Here is a 17,635-nt window from a genome sequence, read left to right on the forward strand (position 1 = left end):
TCACGGAAGAAAGGCCGTGCCGTGGCTTGGTTCTCACTGCGTGATTGCCTTGCCGCAGGTTCGCGACAAGGGGCGTATTGTAGCACAGCCCCGATTTGCCGCGAACCCGCTTGTAAGGGGCGCCGTTAAGGCCGCTTCATCTGGCAGACCGTGGCGGGCACGGTGCGCTGCGCGGGCAGCGCCAGCACCGTGCGAAAGCCATAGCCGGAACCCTCGTTGTCGTTGCGCACGCCGGGCGTGCCCTGCTTGTCCATCTCCATGACGTAAAGGGGCTGGATCGCCTGGTGGTCGTCGGCGCGCATCCACATGGCGTGGAAGCCATTATCGAATCGCATGCCCTCGAGCGCCTTCGCGACCGCGCCGGGGCCGGCCGTGCCCGCCTTCGTCATGGCCTGCGCGAGCATCTCCACCATCATCGACATGCGCAGCACCGGGTAGTCGTCCTTAGCCGCCGGGTAGCGGGCGCGGAACGCCTTGTACCACGCGTCGGAGGCCGCGCCGCCTACGTTCGGGTGCCAGTCGGCCACGGCGATCACGCGCTTCACGCCCGCGTCGCCCAGCGCCGCCGGTGCGCCCAGGCTGTTGCCGTAGAAGGTGTAGAACTTGGTGTCGAGGCCCTGCTCACGCGCGGCCTTCACGAGCAGCGTGAGGTCGTTGCCCCAGTTTCCGGTGATGACGGCGTCGGCGCCCGCGGCGCGAATCTTGGCGATGTAAGGCGCGAAGTCCTTCACGCGGCCAATGGGGTGGAACTCGTCGCCGACGATGGCAATGTCCGGACGGTCCTTCGCCAGCGCCACGCGCGCGAGCGTGCTCACGTCGTGGCCGAAGCTGTAGTCCTGGTTGAGCAGATATACCTTCTTCACCGACTTGTCCCCCGCGATCACGTCCGCGAGCGCGTCCATGCGGATGCCCGCGTGCGCGTCGAAGCGGAAATGCCAGAAGCTGCAATTCGCGTTGGTGAGCGCGGGGTCGTCGGCGGAATAGTTGAGGAAGACTTCGCGGTTCTCCGGATTGCGCGCGGCTTGACGATCGATCGCCGTCACGAGCGCCGCCGCCACCGCCGAACTGTTGCCCTGCATCACATAGCCGATGTGGCGGTCCTGCGCCATGCGCAACTGCACGAGCGCCGCCTCGGGGCTGCCCTTGCTGTCGAGCGTGACCAGTTCGAGCGGATGCCGCCCGTCACGCAGCACGACGCCGCCACCCGCATTGACCCGCTCCACGCCGAAGCGCAGGTTGCGCTCGACGGCCGCGCCCGCATCCGCGAACGGGCCGGACATGCCTTCGATGAGCGCGAGCTGGATCGGCTTGCCGGTCGGCGCCTCATCCGCTCGTGCGCCGGTTGCGGACGCGAGCCCTGCCGCCAGCGCCGTCATGGCGACCATGATCGCCGCCGCACGCGCCATGCGTGCCGTCATGCGCTTTTTTCTCATTGTTTGATGCCAGCCCGATTGTCATTCGAAGCGCGGATCATAGGCCGCGAGGCGGGGCGACGGCAAGGCCGCGATCCTCCGCATGCGCGGACAGGGCTGCCCCGCGAGGGCCTCGCGCCGTGTCAAAATAAGGGTTCCACATTCACGGCGGTCATTGAAACCTTGCCATCGGGGGACATCATGTTCACGCGCCTATCAACCTCGCTCGCAACGCCTGTGCGCCGCGCCTCGCGCCGCTTGCGTCTCGGGCTCCTCGCGGGCGTAGGCGCACTCGCGCTCGCCGGCTGCGCACAGCCGTGGCAGCAATTCCATGCGGGCGACGACGCGCAGGCCGTGATCGCCCGCTTCGGCCCGCCGGCTGAAACCTACGACCTGCCCGACGGCGGCAAGCGCCTGATGTGGCCAACCCAGCCGATGGGCGAAACCACCACCGCCGCCGACATCGACGCCAGCGCCCGGGTCGTGAACGTGCGCCAGGTGCTGCAGCCCAATGAGTTCTATCGCGCGGAAATCGGCAAATGGACGCGCACCGACGTGCTCGTGAACTTCGGCCGCCCGGTCGAAACCTCCTACTTCCCGCTGATGAAGAAGGAAGTGTGGACCTACCGTTACCTCGAAGACAACGTCTGGTACATGCTCTACAGCTTCTACTTCGACGACCAGGGCATTCTGCGGCTCACGCAGAAGACGCCCGATCCGCTGCACGATCCGGATCGCCGCAGCCTGTTCTGATTGTTTTGATCGCGTCCCCGGCGCAGCAACAAACAAAACCCCCGCGCTCTCGCGAGCCGGGGGTTTTTGATTGCCTGGCGATGTGAGCGGGGCAAGACGCCTCGCCACCGCTTACACCGCTTCGGAGCGCTGCGGATTGACCTTGTCGCCCGAGTAGAGCTTGTTGAGCGCGGAGATATACGCCTTCGCCGATGCGGCAACGATATCCGGATCCGTGCCCACGCCATTGACGATACGGCCGGCCTTCGAGAGACGCACGGTCACTTCGCCCTGCGCCTGGGTGCCTGTCGTGATCGCGTTCACCGAGTACAGCAAAAGCTCCGAGCCGCTGCCCACTTCGGTTTCGATCGCGTTGAGCGTGGCGTCGACCGGGCCGTTGCCCGCGGCTTCGCCGGTCACTTCCTTGCCGTCGGCCGAGAACACGACGCGTGCGTGCGGGCGCTCACCCGTCTCCGAATGCTGCGCGAGCGAGATGAACTTGAAGTGCTCCTGATCCTGCGCCTGCGCCGACTCTTCCGTGACGATCGCGATGATGTCTTCGTCGAAGATTTCGGACTTGCGGTCGGCCAGTTCCTTGAAGCGCGCGAACGCATTGTTCAGTTCGCCTTCGCTGTCGAGCTGGATGCCCAGTTCCTGCAGGCGCTGCTTGAACGCATTGCGGCCCGAGAGCTTGCCGAGCACGATCTTGTTCGCGCTCCAGCCCACGTCTTCCGCGCGCATGATCTCGTAGGTGTCGCGCGCCTTGAGCACGCCGTCCTGGTGGATGCCCGACGCGTGCGCAAACGCGTTGGCGCCGACCACGGCCTTGTTCGGCTGCACCACGAAGCCGGTGATCTGTGAAACCAGCTTCGAGGCCGGCACGATCTGCGTGGTGTCAATGCCGAGATCGAGACCGAAGTAGTCCTTGCGGGTCTTCACGGCCATCACGATTTCTTCGAGCGACGTGTTGCCCGCGCGTTCGCCGAGACCGTTGATCGTGCACTCCACCTGGCGCGCGCCGCCGATCTGCACGCCGGCAAGCGAGTTCGCCACGGCCATGCCGAGGTCGTTATGGCAATGCACCGAGAACACAGCCTTGTCCGAGTTCGGAATGCGCTCGCGCAACGTCCTCACGAGGTTGCCGTACAGCTCGGGAATGCCGTAGCCGACCGTATCGGCAATATTGATCGTGGTCGCGCCTTCGTTGATGACGGCTTCGAGCACGCGGCACAGGAAGTCCATGTCCGAGCGGCTGCCGTCTTCGGGCGAGAACTCCACGTCGTTCGTGAACTTGCGCGCGAAGCGCACCGCCAGCTTCGCCTGCTCGAGCACCTGCTCGGGCGACATGCGCAGCTTCTTCTCCATGTGCAGCGCCGAGGTGGCGATGAACGTGTGGATGCGGAAGTGGTCGGCGACCTTGAGCGCGTCGGCGGCGCGCTGGATGTCCTTGTCGTTCGCGCGGGCGAGCGAGCAGATCGTGCTGTCCTTGATCATGCCGGCGATCGTCTGGATCGCGTCGAAGTCGCCGTTCGAGCTGGCCGCGAAGCCCGCTTCGATGATGTCGACCTTCATGCGCTCGAGCTGCTTCGCGATGCGGATTTTCTCTTCCTTCGTCATCGACGCACCGGGCGACTGCTCGCCGTCACGCAACGTCGTATCGAAGATGATGAGCTTGTCTGCTGCCATTTCGGGTCTCCAGGGGGACTTGTTCAGTGTCTAAAACGGATTCTGGGTGTTCGCGCCACCGATGGCGACGCTGACAATGAACGAGGCTTACGGAGGGCGAGCGAGATCAGCGCGGCAGGCGCGCTAGCGCTAGCGTGCCTGGTAGCGCGCCGGCTTGAAGGGAGAAGAGGGGGAACTGGATGCTGTCCATGCCGCCGACTATAGCCGGAATCCGCCGATAGCGCAATTGGAGGAGACCTACGTGGGCGAGCGCAAAAAGAAAAAGGGCCGCGTTCGCGCGCGGCCCTCTTTGCGGCACTCCCCCACCCGCGCCCTAGCGCTCGCGCGGCGACGAACGCGCCGGATTCGAGCGCCCGCGCACGGCCTGGTACGCCCAGAACACATAGCCCGAGAGGCCGTAGAGCACGAACAGGCCGAACAGCATCAGCGGTGGATCGGACGACACCAGCACGAACGCCACCACCACGAGCAGCGTGGCCGCGAACGGCACGCGATGGCGCACGTCGAGCGCCTTGCCGCTGTAGAACGGCGCGTTGGACACCATCGTCACGCCCGCGTAGATCGTCAGCACGAAGGCCACCCACGGCAGCCACGAGAGCTTCACGGGCACGCGGTTGTCGGTGGCGAGCCAGACGAAGCCGGCAATGAGCGCGGCCGCAGCCGGGCTTGGCAGGCCCTGGAAGAAGCGCTTGTCCACCACGCCGATGTTCGTGTTGAAGCGCGCAAGACGCAGCGCCGCGCCCGAACAGTAGACGAATGCCGCGAGCCAGCCCCAGCGCCCGAGATCCTTGAGCACCCACTCGTACATCACGAGCGCGGGCGCCACGCCGAACGACACCATGTCCGAGAGGCTGTCGAACTGCTCGCCGAACGCGCTTTGCGAGTGCGTCATGCGCGCCACGCGCCCGTCCATGCCGTCGAGCACCATCGCCACGAAAATGGCGATAGCCGCCACCTCGAAGCGCACGTTCATGGCCTGCACGACCGCGAAGAAGCCGCAGAAGAGCGCCGCCGTGGTGAACGCGTTCGGCAGCAGGTAGATGCCGCGCTTCTTCAGGAACTCCTGGCGCGCCGCGCGCCGGTTCGCGGCGACGCCCATGGGCTCCTGCACGGCCTTGTTGCGCCGGAACGGCCGCGGCAGCGGGCCGCCGGCGGGGTTACGGGGTCGACGCTGTTTGAATCCGGCCATCGCAGCCCTCCTTTATGCCGATTGGGTCGGCAGTTCGGCGAGGATCGTCGACGAGGCAGACACCTTCTCGCCAATCGACACACGCGGGCGGCTGCCCACGGGCAGGTAGATGTCGACGCGCGAGCCGAAGCGGATGAAGCCATAGCGCTGGCCGCGCGACAGCGGCTCACCGGCACGCACGTAGCAGAGAATGCGGCGCGCGATGAGGCCCGCGATCTGCACGGAGGTGACGGTCGTGCCGTCGGCCATCGTCAGGACCACGGCATTGCGCTCGTTCTCGGTCGAAGCCTTGTCGATGGCGGCGTTCAGGTACGCGCCCGGAAAGTACTCGACCTTGGCGACGGCGCCGTCCACGGGCGAACGTTGCGAGTGGACGTTGAAGACGTTCATGAACACGCTGATCTTGAGCGCTTCACGGTTTGCATACGGGTCGTGCGCGGTTTCCACGGCGACGATGCGGCCGTCCGCCGGGCACAGCACGGCGTTGGCCTGGCTCGGGATCGGGCGCGGCGGATCGCGGAAAAACTGGACGACGAAGATCAGGATCAGCCAGAAGGGCCATGCGAGTCCGAAGCCTGCGACCGCATGGATCAAGAGCGCCACGACGGCCGCAATGGCGATGAACGGCCAGCCTTCGCGCGCGATGATCGGATGAGGGTAATTCATGGTGGCTTCGCTGTTATTTTAAAAACCGTAGGATAGCAAAAGCCGCCCAGGGTTCATCCCACCTGGGCGGCTTTTTCAGGTCTGACTCAGATCAAACTGCTGCGCGACTGCCCAAAACCGCACGCGCAATCAGATTGATACCGTCAGATTAGTTCTTCGACTGGTCGACGAGCTTGTTTGCGGCGATCCACGGCATCATCGCGCGCAGCTTCGCACCGACCACTTCGATCTGGTGCTCGGCGCCGAGACGGCGGCGCGATTGCAGCGTCGGTGCGCCGGCCTTGTTTTCCAGGATGAAGCTCTTGGCGTATTCGCCGGTCTGGATGTCCTTCAGGACTTCCTTCATGACCTTCTTCGTCTCGGCCGTAATGACGCGCGGGCCCGTCACGTACTCGCCGTACTCGGCGTTGTTCGAGATCGAGTAGTTCATGTTGGCGATGCCGCCTTCATAGATCAGGTCGACGATCAGCTTCAGTTCGTGCAGGCACTCGAAGTAAGCCATTTCCGGCGCGTAGCCGGCTTCGACCAGCGTTTCGAAGCCAGCCTTGATCAGGTCGACAGTACCGCCGCACAGCACGGCTTGTTCGCCGAACAGGTCGGTTTCGGTTTCTTCGCGGAAGTTCGTTTCGATGATGCCGGCACGGCCGCCGCCGTTCGCCGCTGCGTACGACAGGGCGATGTCACGCGCTGCGCCCGACTTGTCCTGGTGGACAGCGATCAGGTGGGGCACGCCGCCGCCTTGCGAGTAGGTGCCGCGGACCGTGTGGCCCGGCGCCTTCGGGGCGATCATGATGACGTCCAGATCCGCGCGCGGGATCACCTGGCCGTAGTGCACGTTGAAGCCGTGCGCGAACGCGAGCGCTGCGCCGTTCTTGATGTTCGCGTGGACTTCCTTCGCGTAGACATCGGCGATCTGCTCGTCGGGCAGGAGCATCATGACGACGTCGGCGTTCTTCACCGCTTCGGCCACTTCCTTGACCTGCAGGCCGGCGTTCTCAGCCTTGCTCCACGATGCGCCGTTCTTGCGCAGACCGACCGTGACGTTCACGCCGCTGTCCTTCAGGTTCAGCGCGTGTGCGTGGCCTTGCGAGCCGTAACCGATGATCGTGACCTGCTTGCCCTTGATGAGGGAGAGATCGGCGTCCTTGTCGTAGAAAACTTTCATGTTGGTTCCTTGGCGAGAGTCTGGTGAATATCGGTAATGCTATTAGCTTTTGCTGCACCGGATGCGATTAAGGACGCATCCGGCCAGGTTCCGGTGCAAGATCGACTGTGGTCGGGTCACACCTTCAGAATGCGCTCTCCGCGCCCAATGCCCGAGCCGCCCGTACGGACGGTTTCGAGAATCGCGGTCGCATCGATCGCTTCGATGAACGCGTCGAGCTTCTCGCTCGCGCCCGTCAGTTCGATCGTGTAGGTCTTTTCGGTGACGTCGATGATGCGGCCGCGGAAAATATCCGCCATCCGCTTCATCTCCTCACGTTCCTTGCCGACCGCCCTTACCTTGATCAGCATCAGCTCGCGCTCGATGTGGGCGCCCTCGGTAAGGTCGACCACTTTCACCACCTCGATCAGGCGGTTCAGATGCTTCGTGATCTGTTCGATCACGTCGTCCGAGCCAATGGAAACGATGGTCATGCGCGACAGCGAACGGTCTTCGGTCGGCGCCACCGTCAAGGTTTCAATGTTGTAGCCGCGTGCCGAGAAGAGGCCGACCACGCGCGAGAGCGCGCCCGGCTCGTTTTCCAGCAGAACGGAAATAATGTGTCTCATGATGTGATCCGCGATTTATCCAGTTTGACGAGGCTACCGCCCTCCCCCGCGAACCCGCGCGCCCGTTGTGTGGACGCGCGCCGCGCGAGGTCGAAACGGCGCCGTGCAAATACCGTTACAGGTCTTCCGAGCCGAGCAGCATCTCGGTGATGCCCTTGCCGGCCTGTACCATCGGCCAGACGTTTTCGGAAGGGTCGGTCTGGAAATCGAGGAACACCGTGCGGTCCTTCAAACGCAGCGCTTCCTTGAGCGCCGGCTCGACGTCCGCGGTCTTTTCGATCCGCATGCCGACGTGGCCGTACGCTTCGGCGAGCTTCACGAAGTCGGGCAGCGCATCCATATAGGAATGCGAATAGCGCTTGCTGTATTCGATCTGCTGCCACTGGCGGACCATGCCGAGGTAGCGGTTGTTCAGCGAAATGATCTTCACGGGCGTGTCGTACTGCTTGCAGGTCGACAGCTCCTGAATACACATCTGGATCGAGCCTTCGCCCGTGATGCACAGCACGTCGTCGTCGGGGTGCGCCATCTTCACGCCCATCGCCGCCGGCAGGCCGAAGCCCATGGTGCCGAGGCCACCGGAGTTGATCCAGCGGCGCGGCTGATTGAAGCGGTAGAACTGCGCGGCCCACATCTGGTGCTGGCCCACGTCCGAGCACACGAAAGCGTTGCCGCCCGTGAGCTCCCATGCCTTTTCCACCACGTACTGCGGCTTGATGATCTCGCTCGAACGGTCGAACTTCAGGCAGTTCTTCTCGCGCCAGCCTTCGATATCCTTCCACCAGTCGGCGAGTGCGGCCGTATCCGGGCCGTGTTCGGCGTGCTGAAGCTGCTCGATGAGCTCCTTGAGCACCTCCTTCACGTCGCCGACGATGGGGATATCGACCTTCACGCGCTTGCTGATCGACGACGGATCGATGTCGATGTGGATGATCTTGCGCGGACGCGAGGCGAAGTGCGCGGGGTCGCCGATCACACGGTCGTCGAAGCGCGCGCCGATCGCGATCAGCACGTCGCAGTGCTGCATCGCCATGTTGGCTTCGTAGGTGCCGTGCATGCCAAGCATGCCGAGGAACTTGCGATCGCTCGCGCGGTAGCCGCCCAGACCCATCAGGGTGTTCGTGACCGGGTAGCCGAGCAGATCCGCGAACTGGTTCAGCTCGCGCGACGCATCCGCGAGGATGATGCCGCCGCCGGTGTAGATGTACGGACGCTTGGCCGAGAGGAGCAGCGACACCGCCTTGCGGATCTGCCCCGAGTGGCCCTTGGTGACCGGGTTGTACGAACGCAGCGTAACGTTCTTGATCGGTTCATACGTGCACGGCGTCTTCGACACGTCCTTCGGAATGTCGATCAGTACGGGGCCGGGACGGCCGGTGCGCGCAATGAAAAAAGCTTTCTTGACGGTAGCGGCGAGGTCGCGCACGTCCTTCACGAGGAAGTTGTGCTTCACGCAGGGGCGCGTGATGCCGACCGTGTCGCACTCCTGGAAGGCGTCTTGACCAATCGCGGCGGTAGGCACCTGGCCGCTGATGATCACCATCGGGATCGAATCCATATAGGCCGTCGCGATGCCCGTCACCGCATTGGTGACGCCAGGCCCCGAGGTCACGAGACACACGCCGACGTTGCCGGTCGAACGCGCATAGGCGTCGGCCGCGTGCACGGCTGCCTGTTCGTGGCGCACGAGAACGTGCTGAATCTTGTCCTGCTTGTACAACTCGTCGTAAATATAGAGTACCGAGCCGCCGGGATAGCCCCAGATGAATTCGACCTGCTCGTCCGCGAGCGCCTTCATCAGCACGGTTCCGCCGATGGAGGTATGAGCTTGAGGGTCAGATTCTTGCGAAGGGGGGACCGACGTGGAGAATTCCGCGCTGGGCATGTTCATCATTGACCTTTCGAATTTTCGGCAAAAAATTGATCGGGTGCTCTCTGCCGGGCTTGTGGCTCGGGTTCAAGCGGCGCGTCCAGTTGACAGATGAGCTTCTTGGGCCACATCCGAATTGAGACAAGTCACTTATGTTGCGAACCGTCGAAGATAGCGGCTCGATGTCTTTCGGTCAAGCAATTATTGAGAAGGCGGGCACGAACGTTGCGGCAGCGCGCACGCCTCGCGGCGCCCGCCAGGGGCCGGCTGGGAAGCCACCAGGGCCGGCGCATCCATGATGCGAAACATTCTCACGGGCTTCCCGCTACCCTGTCGGCGCGAAAATTTGCTAGGATCCGCGAGTTTTACGACATTTTTCGAACGATTACGCGTACGCTGGCGGCGGCGCCCTGCACCGGATGGCATCAGACAAGGAACTCGCCGACTTTCTGGCGGGCGTCGAAAGACGCGCGTTCAAGCAGACGGTCTACGCCGTAAGGGACGACGACGCCTCGCTCGACATCGTGCAGGACGCGATGATCAAGCTCGCGGAAAAATACGGAGACCGCCCGGCCGCAGAACTCCCCCTGCTCTTTCAGCGTATTTTGCAAAATACGATGCACGACTATTTTCGTCGGCAGAAAGTACGCAATACGTGGGTGAGCCTGTTTTCGTCGCTCGGCAACGCCGACGACGAGGAGTTCGACCCCCTCGAAACCTTCGAGGCGCAGCAGGGCACGGCTGGCGCCGAGAGCAGCGAGCAGCAGATCGAGCGCGCCCAGGTGCTCCAGATGATCGACGACGAGATCCAGAAATTACCGGCACGTCAACGGGAGGCGTTTCTGATGCGTTACTGGGAGGATATGGATGTCGCCGAGACTGCCGCCGCAATGGGCTGCTCCGAAGGCAGCGTGAAAACGCACTGCTCGCGGGCCACCCACACGCTGGCTCAAGCGCTCAAGGCCAAAGGAATCACCCTATGAGCTCCGCCCTCGAAAATAAAGAACTGGCGTTCGTGCGGGAAATGCGTCGTGCGCTCGATGAGAGCGCCGCCAACCTGCCCGCTGCTACCACCGCCCGACTCGCCGCCGCACGCAAGACCGCACTCGCCCAGAAAAAGGCCGAGGTCGTGCTCGTGCGCGCCCCGGCGCTCGCCGCGGCCGGCGTCGGCAGTCTGTCCGGCGCGCCTATGCACCGGCCCGCGCGGCGCCGTTCGGCGCTCGCGCGCTTCGCGCTCGCCTGGCCGCTCGCGGCACTCGTGGCGGGCCTCTTTGCCATCGCGTACTTCGAAGATCAGCAACGCACCGCTGAACTCGCCGATATCGACGCGGCCATGCTGAGCGACGACCTGCCGCTCACGGCCTACCTCGATCACGGGTTCAACGCGTATCTGACGCGCGCGCACTAAGGAAATCTGAGCAGGAGACTGACGGGGTGAGTTACAAGCGCGGCCTGGCCGTTGTCATTGGATGTGTGGTCGCGGCAGTCGTGTCGTATGTGGCGACCTACCCGCGCTTTCATCCCGAGCCCACCGGCGAAAACACCGCCGGCGCGCCCGCGCAGGTGAAAGCGCCCGCGGTCGATAATTCGGTCGCGACCACGTTCGCGCCGTTACCCGGCCAGTCCAATCCGCTCGCATGGGCACATTTGAGCGACGCGCAGCACGCCGCGCTCGCGCCGTTCGCCGTCGAATGGGACCGTTTCAGCGACGAGCGCAAACGCAAATGGCTGAAGATCGCCGCACGCTACCCGAAAATGTCGCCCGAAGCGCAGAAGCGCCTGCATGAGCGCATGGCGGAATGGGTCGGCATGACGCCGGAGCAACGGCGTGTCGCGCGCGAAAACTATCAGGTTTCCAAGGAATTGCCGGCGCAGGCGCGCCAGCGCGCCTGGAAGGCTTACCAGCAGCTCCCCGAAGAGCAAAAAGAACGCCTTGCCGCGAGCGAGCACAAGCGCCGGCCCACCGTTGTGAGCGCCCCGCCCAGCGGCAACAAGAGCGAAATTCGCGATATCCAGCGCCTCGTCAACGAGCGCGATCACCGCGGGCTGCCGCATGCGCCCGCAGGCGTCACCGGGGCATCGGGCGCGGCTGGCGCGAGCAGCACGGGCTCGGGTCTCGCGCCCGCCGCGCCCGGCGCGCCGAGCGAGCCGGCAGTGGCTTCGTCGTTTGCGGCGGGCATTCCTGCCGCCGGCAGCTTCGTGCCGGCCACGCCCATCCCGGTCTCGCCCGCCGAAGCACCCGCGGCGTTCAAGGGCTCCTGAAGCCTCCACCAGGCGCTCGCGGCGCCCTCCGCACCCTCGTTAACCCCGCCGCGGCGTTGCGGTCATATCGCCGCGCGCGTGTTCGAGGTTATGCTCTGGACGTCCCGTCCCCGAACTGACGCCATCGTGTCCGAAAGCGCCCAAGCCGCCGCCCTGCCGTCCGCCGTCGTCTTCCCGGTTGAACCTGCGCCCGTTTCGATTCGCCGCCGCCTCGCCGCATTCGTCTACGAAAGCGTGCTGCTGTTCGGCGTCGTCTTCGCCGCGGGGCTCGCGTTCAGCCTCGTCCTGCAGCAGCGCAACGGCTACACGCATCACAACGCGATGGCGGTCTGGATCATCTTCGTGGTCGGCGCGTACTTCGTCGGCTTCTGGCACAAGGGCGGACAGACGCTGCCGATGAAGACCTGGCGCCTGCGTGTGGTCGGCCCGGACGGCGAGCCGCCCACGCTCGCGCGAGCGACGCTGCGCTACCTCGCCGCGTGGCTCTGGTTCCTGCCGCCGCTCGTGCTGCATCCGCTGCTCGATCTTTCGATTCCGCACACGCTTGCGCTCGTTGGCTTCTGGTTCGTGATCTGGGCCGCGAGCGCCCGCCTCTCCCACGACCGCCAGTTCCTTCAGGACCGCCTTGCGGGCACGCGCATTGTCGCAATCGCGCGACAGGGCGCGAAGGCGTAGCAGTCGCACGACATCCCCCATCGGGCCGGAAAAGCGGCTGCACAGTACCACCTGGGACTGCGTAACGAGACCTTCTCGTGACTGTCATGTTGCCGTCACGGCGGCATGGCGCAATGCGCGTATTACAACCTGCCGCGCGCGCCATGGCCCAAAAGACGTCAGCGACCACCCTGTTCCGGCAGACCACCGGACGAGGCACCGACTCCGCCACGTTCCACCCATCTCCCGGCGGAGCCACCTTTCCCGTCCCGCCCCTGCCGCCCTCGTCGATCGACGACGCCCCCACCACCGGCTCCCACGACGACGACCATCCCGATCCCACCCGCTACCGCACGATCTGGCTCTCCGATATCCATCTCGGCACGGGCGGCTGTCAGGCGTCGTATCTGCTCGATTTTCTGCGCCACAACGAGTCGGAGTATCTGTACCTCGTGGGCGATATCATCGACGGCTGGCAACTGAAGAAGGGCTGGTACTGGCCCCAGGCGCACAACGACGTCGTCCAAAAGGTGCTGCGCAAGGCGCGCAAGGGCACTCAGGTCGTCTACATCCCGGGCAACCACGACGAGAGCGCGCGCCAGTTCTGCAATCTCGCATTCGGCGACATCCACGTGCGCGAGGAAGCCTTCCACACGACGCTCACCGGCAAACGCCTGTGGGTCGTGCACGGCGATCTCTTCGACGGTGTGATCCAGCACGCCAAGTGGCTCGCCTATCTCGGCGACTCGGCCTACACGCTGATCCTCCTGCTCAACCGCTGGTTCAACCGCGTGCGCGCGAAGCTCGGCTTCCAGTACTGGTCGCTCTCGCAGTACCTCAAGCATCAGGTCAAGAACGCGGTGAACTTCATCTCCTCGTTCGAGCGCGTAATGACCGACGAAGCACGCCGCCGCGGCTGTGACGGCGTGGTCTGCGGCCACATCCACAAGGCCGAAATCCGCGACATCGACGGCATCCTGTACTGCAACGACGGCGACTGGGTGGAGAGCCTGTCCGCGCTCGTCGAGACGTTCGAGGGCGAGTTACGCATCGTCTACTGGACCGTGAAGCGCGCGCCGGAAGCGCAGGTCTCGACGCGCAAGGCGCGTGTGAGCGCCGCCTGAGTGTCGACTGATTCCGCCAAGCAGCAACCATAACCGCACTACCGAACGACAAGAGGGCCGACGACCGATGAAAGTAATGATCGTGACCGATGCATGGGAGCCGCAGGTCAACGGCGTGGTTCGAACGCTGAAGAACACGGCGCGCGAACTCATCGCGCTCGGGCATCAGGTCGAGCTGCTCACGCCGCTGGAGTTCCGCACGATACCGTGCCCCACCTACCCGGAAATCAAGCTCTCGCTGTTTCCGAAGCGGCATCTGAAGGAACGCATCCGCGCATTCGGGCCCGATGCGATCCACATCGCGACCGAAGGCCCGCTCGGACTCGCCGCGCGCCGCTATGCGATCGACCACGACCTGCCCTTCACGACCGCTTATCACACGCGCTTTCCCGAATACGTGCAGGCGCGCTTCGGCATTCCGCTCGCGGCGACCTACCGCTTTCTGCGCTGGTTCCACAAGCCCTCGCTCGCGGTGATGGCGCCCACGCCCATCGTGAAGACCGACCTCGAGAAGTTCGGCTTCACGAACGTCGTGCTGTGGACGCGCGGCGTGGACCTCGACATCTTCCGGCCGATGGAATCGAAAGTGCTCAACACGGCGCGCCCCATCTTCCTGTATGTGGGCCGCGTGGCCGTGGAGAAGAACGTCGAGGCGTTTCTCAGGCTCGATCTGCCCGGCTCGAAATGGGTGTGCGGCGAAGGCCCGGCGCTCGCCGAGTTGAAGTCGCGCTATCCCCAGGCGAATTACCTGGGTGTCCTGAGCCAACCCGAACTCGCGAAGGTCTACGCTGCCGCCGACGTATTCGTGTTCCCGAGCCGCACCGACACCTTCGGTCTCGTGCTGCTCGAAGCGCTCGCATGCGGCACGCCGGTGGCCGCCTACCCGGTGACGGGTCCGATCGACGTGCTGGGCACGGGCGGCGCGGGCTCGATGAACGAAGACCTGCGCGAAGCGTGCCTCGAAGCGTTGAAGATCGACCGCGCCGAGGCGCGCGCCTGGGCCGAGCGCTTCTCGTGGCGCGCGGCCTCCGAGCAATTCGCGGCGCATCTCAAGCCGCGCTCGCGCGCGACGATGGAGCCTTCCAGCGCCGCAGCCTGAGCGCGAGGCCGGCTATGGTGCGCGCTACGATAGTCCGCGAGCGCGCCGGGGACACCGACGGCCCCGGCGCAACCGCCTCCCACGCGTGCGATACTGGGGTACTACCTGGCACCACCATGACGCCACGTCCTCCGTTACCGCCGCATAGCGCCCAGGGCGCACGCAGTCCCAATCCGCCCGCCAGCCAGCGTGCCGGCGGCTCTACGCGCGCCGCACGCGCCGCCGAAGCGCTCGATCCGCGCGCGCCCCCTTCCGCCGTTGCTGCACCTGGCGTTGCGCCGCCTGCCGCATCCGCAGCGGCGAGCGAGCACGCCAAGCCCACTGCGCCCACCGCGCCCGCTACGCCGCGCGCTGCCGCCGCGGAGCCGCCCGAGCCGCCGCATCTGCATGAACCGCTCGGTCCCGACGATCCGCTCGCCCCGTTGCCCTTCAACCCCTACAAGGGCAACCGCGGCATCACCCGTGCATGGAAGGCGCTCAAGTACTCGATCAAGGGCTTTCGCGCCGCCATCCGCGAGGAAAGCGCGTTTCGCCAGGAGCTCACGCTCTCGGCCATCCTCGTGCCGATCGGCGTGCTCATCCCGGTCGAGCCCGTCGAGCGCGTGCTGCTGCTCGGCTCGGTCATCCTCGTACTGATCGTCGAGCTGCTCAATTCGAGCATCGAGAACGCGGTGGACCGCATCGGCCTCGAGCGCAACGAGCTCTCGGGCCGCGCCAAGGACCTGGGCAGCGCGGCGGTGACGCTCGCCTTGCTGCTCTGCGTCCTGACCTGGGGGCTGATCCTCGTACCCCGTTTCGGGCCGCTGCTGCTGCACGGAATCGGCGTACTCTAGCGCCACACGCCTCCGTACCGCGGGGGCCACGCCTCTCCTCGCCACTCCTGACAGACGCAAGCTGTCGGTGCGCGCGGGCCGTCGGTTTATAATCGAACGACAGTCTTATAACGACCAACCGCGTCCGGGCCGCGCGCACCGCAACATACAAGCGGGCGCCTGAGCCCGGCACTGCATTTTCAGGGCCGGACGACATGGATGCCAAACCTCCCCGCCGTACACGCGAACGGATTCTCGAGCTGTCGCTGAAGCTGTTCAACGAGATCGGCGAGCCGAACGTCACGACGACGACCATCGCCGAGGAAATGGAGATCAGTCCAGGCAACCTGTACTACCACTTCCGCAACAAAGACGACATCATCAACAGCATCTTCAGCCAGTTCGAGCAGGAGATCGAAAAGCGTCTGCGCTTTCCCGAGGACCATCGCGCCACCATCGACGAGATGTGGGCGTACCTGCAGTACATGGTCGACTTCACGTGGCGCTACCGCTTTCTCTATCGCGACCTGAACGACCTGCTCGCGCGCAACCGCACGCTGGAGATGCACTTCAAGCAGATCATCAGCCACAAGGTGCACTTCGCGAAGCAGTTCTGCGAGCAGCTCATGGAAGACGGCGACATGGTCGCCACGCCGGCCGAGATCGACGTGATCTCGACCAATATCGGCGTGATCGCCACCTACTGGCTCTCGTACCAGTTCGTGATGAATCCGCGCAAGTACAACGACCAGGAAGCGATTCGCGACGAGCTGCACCAGGTGAGCGTGCAGATCGTCTCGCTGATGGCGCCGTATCTGCGTGGCCGCGCGCGCGAGCTGTTCGACGATCTCGTCTCGGGCAAGCTCGCCAAGCGCGAGTTCTACGACTACCTGCCGCCGCGCGAAGGCGCGGGCGCCGCCAAGGACAACCGGGAATAAAGGCCAAAGCCGAATGAAAGCAGTCTGCGTGTATTGCGGCTCCTCGACTGGAACCAACCCGATTTATACCGAAGCCGCACGGGCATTCGGCGGCGCGCTCGTCGCCGCGAACCTCGCGCTCGTCTATGGCGGCGGCAAGGTCGGCCTGATGGGCGTGATCGCCGACACCGTGATGGCGGGCGGCGGCCGCGCCATCGGCGTGATCCCCGAGCTGCTGGTGGACAAGGAAGTGGGCCACGTGGGCCTCACCGAGCTGCACGTCGTGCCCGACATGCACCAGCGCAAGAAGATGATGGCCGATCTCTCCGACGCCTTCGTCGCGATGCCGGGCGGCGCGGGCACGCTCGAAGAGCTGTTCGAGGTCTATACGTGGGCGCAGCTCGGCTATCACCACAAGCCAGTGGGCGTGCTGAACATCGGCGGCTTCTACGATCCGCTCATGGCGCTGCTCGATCACACGGTGCGCGAAGGCTTCATGCGCCAGACCTACCTCGACATGCTGCAGACCGACAGCGACCCGGTCGCGCTGATCGCCAGGCTCAAGCGCTATCACGCGCCCGCGAAGGACAAGTGGGCGGACTTGCGCGAGAACGTTTGATCCAGCCGCGTGCCGCCGGCCCCTCGACTAACCGCAGTCACTACGATGAGTCCATCGCGATGAGCAAGGTTGTCCTGATCACCGGCGCAAGCCGCGGCATAGGCCGCGCGACGGCGCGTCTGCTTGGCGCAAACGGCTGGACTGTGGGCGTCAACTATCTGCACAACGAACCGGCCGCCGACGAAACCGCCGCCGAAGTGGGCCGCGCAGGCGGCCACGCGCGCGTGCTGCGCGGCGACGTCGCGAGCGAAGCAGACGTCGTCGCGATGTTCGACGCGCTCGAATCGGCCTATGGCCGCATCGATGCGCTCGTGAACAACGCGGGCATTGTGGCGCCGGGCAGCCAGGTCGCCGACATGAGCGTCGAGCGTCTGAAGCGCATGTTCGACGTGAACATATACGGCGCGTTTCTGTGCGCACGCGAAGCGGCGCGACGCATGTCGAAGGATCGCGGCGGCGACGGCGGCTCGATCGTCAATGTGTCTTCGGCTGCCGCGCGGCTCGGCTCGCCCAACGAATACGTGGACTATGCGTCGTCAAAAGGCGCGGTCGACACGATGACGATCGGGCTCGCCAAAGAACTCGGCCCGCAGGGCGTGCGCGTGAACGCGGTGCGCCCAGGCCTCATCGACACCGAAATCCACGCGAGCGGCGGCCGCCCCGATCGCGCGGCCGTGCTCGGCGCGCAAACGCCGCTCGGCCGGCCCGGCAGCGCCGACGAAGTCGCGCAAACGATCGTGTGGTTGCTGAGCGACGCCGCCTCGTATGTCACAGGCGCCCTGCTCGACGTGAGCGGCGGACGCTGAACTCGCGCGCGGGA

Annotated in this window: 18 protein-coding genes; 11 read left to right on the forward strand and 7 right to left on the reverse strand. The window is 64.9% G+C overall.

The window, feature by feature from the left end; translation table 11 throughout:
- Nucleotides 1-125: 125 nt before the first annotated feature.
- Nucleotides 126-1,418 (reverse strand): branched-chain amino acid ABC transporter substrate-binding protein, encoded by a 1,293-nt coding sequence (locus M3A49_RS20560; RefSeq protein WP_266230574.1) that lies wholly within the window; start codon nt 1,416-1,418, stop codon nt 126-128.
- Nucleotides 1,419-1,613: 195 nt separating this feature from the next.
- Here M3A49_RS20560 and M3A49_RS20565 point away from each other — a divergent pair, with 195 nt between their 5' ends.
- The gene (locus M3A49_RS20565; protein WP_254343188.1) at nt 1,614-2,165 is read left to right on the forward strand and encodes a hypothetical protein; all 552 of its coding nucleotides are present in this window, start codon (nt 1,614-1,616) and stop codon (nt 2,163-2,165) included.
- A gap of 111 nt (nt 2,166-2,276) precedes the next feature.
- On the opposite strand, the gene M3A49_RS20570 is transcribed toward M3A49_RS20565, so the two are convergent.
- The 6 genes from M3A49_RS20570 to M3A49_RS20595 all read right to left on the reverse strand — a co-directional run bounded on the left by M3A49_RS20570 (nt 2,277) and on the right by M3A49_RS20595 (nt 9,349).
- On the reverse strand, nt 2,277-3,830 hold the full coding sequence (locus tag M3A49_RS20570) for a 2-isopropylmalate synthase (protein ID WP_266230578.1): 1,554 nt from the start codon (nt 3,828-3,830) through the stop codon (nt 2,277-2,279).
- Between the two features lie 313 nt (nt 3,831-4,143).
- Nucleotides 4,144-5,019, reverse strand: a complete 876-nt coding sequence (gene pssA / locus M3A49_RS20575) for a CDP-diacylglycerol--serine O-phosphatidyltransferase (protein WP_028205687.1) — start codon at nt 5,017-5,019, stop codon at nt 4,144-4,146.
- Between the two features lie 12 nt (nt 5,020-5,031).
- A complete protein-coding gene (locus M3A49_RS20580) occupies nt 5,032-5,685 on the reverse strand; it encodes a phosphatidylserine decarboxylase (RefSeq protein WP_266230580.1) in 654 nt (217 codons plus the stop codon).
- Between the two features lie 148 nt (nt 5,686-5,833).
- On the reverse strand, nt 5,834-6,850 hold the full coding sequence (gene ilvC, locus M3A49_RS20585; protein WP_028205689.1) for a ketol-acid reductoisomerase: 1,017 nt from the start codon (nt 6,848-6,850) through the stop codon (nt 5,834-5,836).
- A gap of 116 nt (nt 6,851-6,966) precedes the next feature.
- Nucleotides 6,967-7,458, reverse strand: a complete 492-nt coding sequence (ilvN, locus tag M3A49_RS20590; protein ID WP_028205690.1) for an acetolactate synthase small subunit — start codon at nt 7,456-7,458, stop codon at nt 6,967-6,969.
- A 115-nt stretch (nt 7,459-7,573) separates the two neighbouring features.
- Nucleotides 7,574-9,349, reverse strand: coding sequence for an acetolactate synthase 3 catalytic subunit (locus M3A49_RS20595; protein ID WP_266230699.1), 1,776 nt, complete (start codon nt 9,347-9,349; stop codon nt 7,574-7,576).
- Nucleotides 9,350-9,747: 398 nt separating this feature from the next.
- Here M3A49_RS20595 and M3A49_RS20600 point away from each other — a divergent pair, with 398 nt between their 5' ends.
- The 10 genes from M3A49_RS20600 (at nt 9,748) to M3A49_RS20645 (ending at nt 17,621) form a co-directional block, all read left to right on the forward strand.
- Nucleotides 9,748-10,311 (forward strand): RNA polymerase sigma factor, encoded by a 564-nt coding sequence (locus M3A49_RS20600; RefSeq protein WP_254357578.1) that lies wholly within the window; start codon nt 9,748-9,750, stop codon nt 10,309-10,311.
- Nucleotides 10,308-10,736, forward strand: a complete 429-nt coding sequence (locus tag M3A49_RS20605) for a DUF3619 family protein (RefSeq protein ID WP_266230581.1) — start codon at nt 10,308-10,310, stop codon at nt 10,734-10,736. Before M3A49_RS20600 ends, M3A49_RS20605 begins: the two co-directional genes overlap by 4 nt.
- 26 nt (nt 10,737-10,762) lie before the next feature.
- Nucleotides 10,763-11,590, forward strand: a complete 828-nt coding sequence (locus M3A49_RS20610; RefSeq protein ID WP_266230582.1) for a DUF3106 domain-containing protein — start codon at nt 10,763-10,765, stop codon at nt 11,588-11,590.
- A gap of 90 nt (nt 11,591-11,680) precedes the next feature.
- Nucleotides 11,681-12,265: an RDD family protein gene (locus M3A49_RS20615; RefSeq protein ID WP_416338985.1), complete on the forward strand. Its 585-nt coding sequence runs from the start codon at nt 11,681-11,683 to the stop codon at nt 12,263-12,265.
- 143 nt (nt 12,266-12,408) lie between these two features.
- Nucleotides 12,409-13,368 carry a UDP-2,3-diacylglucosamine diphosphatase gene (locus M3A49_RS20620; protein WP_028205696.1) on the forward strand — a complete coding sequence of 320 codons (960 nt, stop codon included), beginning with the start codon at nt 12,409-12,411 and terminating at the stop codon, nt 13,366-13,368.
- A gap of 67 nt (nt 13,369-13,435) precedes the next feature.
- Entirely contained in the window at nt 13,436-14,467 is a 1,032-nt protein-coding gene (locus M3A49_RS20625; RefSeq protein WP_266230584.1) for a glycosyltransferase family 4 protein, read from the forward strand.
- A 116-nt stretch (nt 14,468-14,583) separates the two neighbouring features.
- The gene (locus M3A49_RS20630; RefSeq protein WP_266230586.1) at nt 14,584-15,300 is read left to right on the forward strand and encodes a diacylglycerol kinase; all 717 of its coding nucleotides are present in this window, start codon (nt 14,584-14,586) and stop codon (nt 15,298-15,300) included.
- 194 nt (nt 15,301-15,494) lie between these two features.
- Nucleotides 15,495-16,217, forward strand: a complete 723-nt coding sequence (locus tag M3A49_RS20635) for a TetR/AcrR family transcriptional regulator (RefSeq protein ID WP_028205698.1) — start codon at nt 15,495-15,497, stop codon at nt 16,215-16,217.
- Nucleotides 16,218-16,230: 13 nt separating this feature from the next.
- The gene (locus M3A49_RS20640) at nt 16,231-16,815 is read left to right on the forward strand and encodes a TIGR00730 family Rossman fold protein (RefSeq protein ID WP_266230589.1); all 585 of its coding nucleotides are present in this window, start codon (nt 16,231-16,233) and stop codon (nt 16,813-16,815) included.
- Nucleotides 16,816-16,874: 59 nt separating this feature from the next.
- Complete coding sequence (locus M3A49_RS20645) at nt 16,875-17,621, forward strand: SDR family oxidoreductase (RefSeq protein WP_266230591.1); 747 nt, start codon at nt 16,875-16,877, stop codon at nt 17,619-17,621.
- Nucleotides 17,622-17,635 lie beyond the last annotated feature (14 nt).

This window comes from Paraburkholderia sp. CNPSo 3076 (assembly GCF_026343935.1).
Lineage (GTDB): Bacteria > Pseudomonadota > Gammaproteobacteria > Burkholderiales > Burkholderiaceae > Paraburkholderia > Paraburkholderia nodosa.